This window comes from Polaromonas sp. P1_E3, assembly GCF_056405935.1.
Map to the genome: position 1 here is coordinate 1 of NZ_JBFUBD010000274.1, position 3,730 is coordinate 3,730.

General features: G+C 62.2%; 4 protein-coding genes. All 4 read right to left on the minus strand.

All coding sequences use genetic code 11. The features are described 5' to 3' along the window. Nucleotides 1-18 precede the first annotated feature (18 nt). The 4 genes from AC1D0Z_RS17630 to flgG are packed head-to-tail and all read right to left on the minus strand — an operon-like array spanning nt 19 to nt 3,656. Nucleotides 19-1,197: a flagellar basal body P-ring protein FlgI gene (locus AC1D0Z_RS17630; protein ID WP_477659500.1), complete on the minus strand. Its 1,179-nt coding sequence runs from the start codon at nt 1,195-1,197 to the stop codon at nt 19-21. A 2-nt stretch (nt 1,198-1,199) separates the two neighbouring features. Then, nucleotides 1,200-1,829 carry a flagellar basal body L-ring protein FlgH gene (locus AC1D0Z_RS17635; protein ID WP_477659501.1) on the minus strand — a complete coding sequence of 210 codons (630 nt, stop codon included), beginning with the start codon at nt 1,827-1,829 and terminating at the stop codon, nt 1,200-1,202. Then, nucleotides 1,826-2,851: a flagellar basal body P-ring formation chaperone FlgA gene (gene flgA / locus AC1D0Z_RS17640; protein WP_477659502.1), complete on the minus strand. Its 1,026-nt coding sequence runs from the start codon at nt 2,849-2,851 to the stop codon at nt 1,826-1,828. Before flgA ends, AC1D0Z_RS17635 begins: the two co-directional genes overlap by 4 nt. A 10-nt stretch (nt 2,852-2,861) precedes the next feature. Next, the gene (flgG, locus tag AC1D0Z_RS17645) at nt 2,862-3,656 is read right to left on the minus strand and encodes a flagellar basal-body rod protein FlgG (protein WP_477659503.1); all 795 of its coding nucleotides are present in this window, start codon (nt 3,654-3,656) and stop codon (nt 2,862-2,864) included. Nucleotides 3,657-3,730: the final 74 nt, after the last annotated feature.

The following is a 3,730-nucleotide window of genomic DNA, read 5'->3' on the forward strand; positions in this document are numbered from 1 at the left end:
CTGGTGTAGACGTCGGAACTACTGGACGACGAGTTCGGCATGCAGGGCGCCGGCAGCCTTGACGGCCCGCAGAATCGAGATGATGTCGCGGGTGTTGGTCTTTAGTTTGGCGAGCGACTGGACCAGGTCTGCCACAGTGGTTCCGCCAGCCACAAAACCCGGGCCGTTGCGCTCATCCACATCGATCCGGGTATTGCTGACCAAGGCGGTTCGAACGCCCGGCCCGGCCTCGCCGATAAAGAAGGGTTGCGAAACGCTGTTCTGCTCGGTGATGGCGATCTTCAAGTCACCATGGGTGATGGCTACCTTGGCGATGCGTACATCCCCGCCCGCGACGACTGTGCCCGTGCGTTCGTTGATCACCACTTTGGCCCGCCTGTCGGGCTCGACCGTGACGGACTCCAGGCGCGACAGGAAAGCTACCAGGCTGCCGCGCTGGCTCTCCGGCACATCGATGTCGATGCCTGAGGCGTCGCGCGCCTGGGCCAGGTTGGCACCCAGCTGGGTGTTGATGGCCAACGCAATCCGGTTCGCCGTCGTGTAGTCCGGCTCGGCAAGCAGGAAGGTTACGTTGGGAACGGCGGTGCTGGCGGAGCCGGGCTCCGTGGCGGCTTTGGCCGTTCCGACCTCAACGGTCGCGCCATTGGGCACCGCTCCCACCGTCGGGTGGTTCTTCTGCAACACGTTGCCGTTGGAGTCATAACGGTAGCCTCCAACCGACAGCGGCCCCTGCGCCAGTGCATAGACACGGCCGTTCGCCGCTTTCAACGGCACTTGCAACAAACTGCCACCCACCAGGCTGCGTGCATCGCCTGTCGAAGACACCGTGATGTCCAATGTGTCTCCGGGCCGGGCGAAACTCGGCAGCGAAGCGCTGACCATGACGACAGCCACATTCCGGCTTTGGATCTGTTCAGGCGGCACGCTGAGATTGAACTGGGACATCGCATTTGACAAAGCCTGCCGGGTGGCCCGGTTCGTCGGTGAGTCGCCCGTTCCGGCGAGGCCGGTCACGATTCCGGTACCCGTCAATGCGTTGTCTCGCCACCCCTGGAGCTTGCCCAGGTCTTTGATCCGGATCAGGCCAGCCTGACCGTGGGAAGCCGGTGCAGCCAGACTGAGCGCACAGCAAATGAGCATCGGAATGAGGCGAAACCGGTAGGCAAACCCCGATCGCAGAAATGAAGTGAGCGCCATTTTCAAAACCCTGTCCAATCGAGCAATTTCCGCCACCAGGGCCGCTGGTTGCGTTCAGCGATATCGCCCTCGCCGACATAGGTAATCTTCGCGTCGGCCAGTCTCGTGGAAAGAACGATGTTGCCGTCAGACACGTCCACGGGCCTAACGCGCCCCTCGAGCGTGACGCGTTGCGGTTCCTGGTTGACCGTCAACATCTGCTCGCCCGTCACCGCCATGTCGCCGTTCGGCAAAACCTCGCGAACCGTCACAGACAAAGTGACCAGTAGCCGGTTGGCGCGCTGGGTACGCCCGCCGCCATCAAAGTCGCCGGCCACGTTGACGCCCGTCTGGGCTTTGGTTTCGCCACGGTGGCTCAGGTCTGCCGACAGGCTGTTTTTTCTTCGAGTGTCCGTGTCCGCGCTGCTGCTGGCACTGGAGTTTTCAAACACCTGGACGGTAAGTACATCTCCCACGCGAAAGGCCTTGTTGTCGGCCGTCAAGGGGCGATAGGTCTTTTCATCGTAGAGGYTGACACCCTGCGCATGCAACAGGCAGGCCCAGCAGCACAGAATCAGCCCCAACGCAGCCACACGCGCGGCCGCGAAGTTGTTCCGCAATTCATTGCCAGGTTTGGAAGCTGAAAAAATCATGGGTACATCTCCACACGGCCCGGGCCTGCGACCCGGGCTAACAAACTGGCAGTGGCATTGACAGGCTTGACTTGAACCATCTGGCCGGCGCGGCCGTCCTGCAGCACTTCCGCACGGCTCTGCACATTCAGGCCGGCTTGGCGCGTCTCGAGCACGGCCCAGCTCCCGCGCGCCACATCGGGAACGGCTTCCGTGTGGGCCGCCGTCAAGGTTTCGCCGGCCCGAATCGGGCGGCGCAAACGCTGGCCGTCAGAAAACTGGCGCGCCGGATTTTTCTGCGAAGCTGCGGCTGCGGCAATGTTTTGTTCACGCAGCTCCACATCGCCCGCCAGGAGGGACGCACCTGCGGGAATGTCTCTGGCGGCAACCACCACCGGCCCGTAGACCGCAACCTCAAAAACGACCGCCACCGATCTTTGCACTCTGCCAGCACTGCCCACATCGATCCAGACCGTCATTCTGGAAGCCAGCGCCGCCGCACCCTGAGCACGGGGATTGATCTCAACCAGTTCATCGGCGACTGCCAGGTCGCGCGGCACGGTCACCGGCTGCAATTCGATGCGAGTGCCGTCCGGTAGCTGGCCTCGCAGTTGCTGCCGGAGTGTCTTGTCCGCGAGGGCGACGATATCCTCGCCGGATATGTCACGACTGCGCAGGGTGATGTCAGTGAACGCAGCGCCCTGCCAGACGATTTGATCCCCTTGAAGGCCGGCGTGACCCCGTATCCACCGCGCAAGGACATCCCGTTCCAGGACAAAGGACTGGCCGGCGCGCGGCGCACGGCCCAGCGGCAAGTTCATCAGGCGCCGCAGGGTTGTCGGGTCCGGACTGGCGAGGCTGGCAACGTCGCCCAAGCGCACGTCGCTGTGGGTGACCTGCACGTGGCCCGGCAGGCTGATACGCACCATGCTCGCTGCGGTTTGTGCCTGAAGAGGCTGCACGGGAGCCGCCCAGAGCGCAAGCAGGCAGAGACCCGCCTCGGCACCAGAAGGCAAAAAACCAAAAAAACGAACACCACGCATCAGTGTTTTCTTAGCGACGCAGCGCATTGACCATGCCGAGCATCTCGTCGGATGCCTGTACAACCTTAACGCTGGCTTCATAGGCGCGCTGCGCGATCATCAAGTTCACCATCTCGTCAACCAGCTTGACGTTGGAGCCTTCCAGAAATCCTTGAGCCATCCGGCCCAGGCCCTCTTCTCCAGGTTTGCCGACAACCGGGTCGCCGGCGGCTTCAGTCGGCCGGTAGAGGTTGTCCCCCTGCGCCAGCAGAGCTTGCGGATTGGAGAATCGCACCAGGTCAATCTGCCCGATCTCCACAGGCGTGGCCTGGTTTGCCAGACGCACCCGCACGGTGCCATCCGGATCGATCAGCAAAGCCTGCGCACTGTCGGGAATACTCAAGCCAGGTTTCAGCGCATAGCCTGCCTGGGTCGCCAGCAGGCCCTCCTTGTTGACTCTCAGCGTGCCACCGCGCGCATAAGCCTGTGACCCATCAGGCAAAGTCACTTCCATGAAGCCATCACCTTCAATTGCTACGTCGAACGCAGACTCTGTTTTCTTGAGGTCGCCCATGTCGAAAAGCTTGGCCATGCCGCCTATGCCAACGCCCGCCCCCACTCTGGTAACCGCGTCCATGAGGCCCAGCGGCGCGCCGGCATCCGCCAAAGGGAGCGGCACGGCCGAACGCGTGACCAGGTCCGAGAACGTCAGCCGGCCCTTTTTAAACCCCGTGGTGTTGACGTTGGCAAGATTGTTGGCAATCGTGTCCACATTCATCTGCTGGGCCTGCATGCCGGTCGCACCGATATAAAGCGCATCGAACATAAAACTCCTCTGGTTGTGTTGAGCGAAAACAGGCTCAGGCAAGATCGCCGAGCTTTCGAATGGCTGTCCCCATC